The organism is Deltaproteobacteria bacterium (assembly GCA_009930495.1).
Lineage (GTDB): Bacteria > Desulfobacterota > Desulfovibrionia > Desulfovibrionales > Desulfomicrobiaceae > Desulfomicrobium.
Genome location: RZYB01000483.1, coordinates 1 through 1,036, shown reverse-complemented (window position 1 = coordinate 1,036; position 1,036 = coordinate 1). Strand labels below are relative to the sequence as shown.

The window sequence follows — 1,036 nt, the reverse complement described above, 5'->3', positions numbered from 1 at the left end:
GTACAATCCCTTCGACGTGCTTTTGCTGTTTCAGGAACGCGAATTTCGGGCATGGTGGTTCGAGACCGGCACGCCCACGTTTCTGATCGACTGGCTCAAGGCGCGCCGGTTTCATTCCCCCCAGTTGGAAAAACTTTTCGCCACCGAGGACTTGCTCTCGGCCTTTGACGTCGATTTCATCCGGCCCGAGGCCATGCTCTGGCAGACGGGCTACCTGACCCTCAAGGAGCATCACAAGACTCCGGGCGGCCCGGTCTATTATCTTGGTCTGCCCAATCAGGAAGTACGCACGGCCCTGAACCGGGCCCTGCTCGGGGCCTGGCTGCCCCACCCGGCCGAGGCCATGGAGCGTGCCTTGGCCCTCTACGGCTGGCTGACCGAAAACGATCAGGCAAATTTGCGCGCCCATTTCGAGCGTCTTTTCGCGAGCATCCCCCTGGATTGGTACCGCAACAACCCCATTGCCCAGTACGAAGGCTATTTCGCCAGCGTCTTTTACAGCCATTTGGCGGCCCTGGGCCTGGATCTGGTCGGCGAGGACGTTTCCAATCAGGGCCGGTGCGATCTGAGCATCCGCCAGGGCCAGCGGGTCTATGTCCTGGAGTTCAAGGTCATCGACGGCGACACACCCACGGGCGAGGCCCTGGCCCAGCTCAAGGCGCGGGACTATGCCGCCAAATACCGCGCGCCCGGGGTGGAGATTGTCGAGATCGGCATCGAATTTTCCAAGGCCAAGCGGCAAATCGTGGGCTGGGAGGTGGCATGACGCGCAAAAAACTGCCCATCGGCATCCAGTCCTTCGCCAAGATCCGCGAAGACGACTATTACTACGTGGACAAAACACCGTTCGTGGCGCGCCTGGCCAACGGCGGCAGTTATTATTTCCTGTCCCGGCCCCGACGCTTCGGCAAATCCCTGTTCCTGGACACGCTGGGCGAGGCCTTTGCCGGCAATCGCGCCCTGTTCGAGGGCCTGTACCTGGAAAATCATTGGAACTGGGACACGGAGCATCCGGTCGTGCGCATCAGCTTTGCCG

Annotated in this window: 2 protein-coding genes; both read left to right on the top strand. The window is 61.1% G+C overall.

Annotated elements, in window-relative coordinates; genetic code table 11:
• Positions 1-766: hypothetical protein (locus EOL86_15640; protein NCD27003.1), on the top strand; the 766-nt coding region annotated here is incomplete at its 5' end.
• On the top strand, positions 763-1,036 hold a 274-nt coding region (locus EOL86_15635; protein ID NCD27002.1), incomplete at its 3' end, for a hypothetical protein. The genes EOL86_15640 and EOL86_15635, both read left to right, overlap by 4 nt.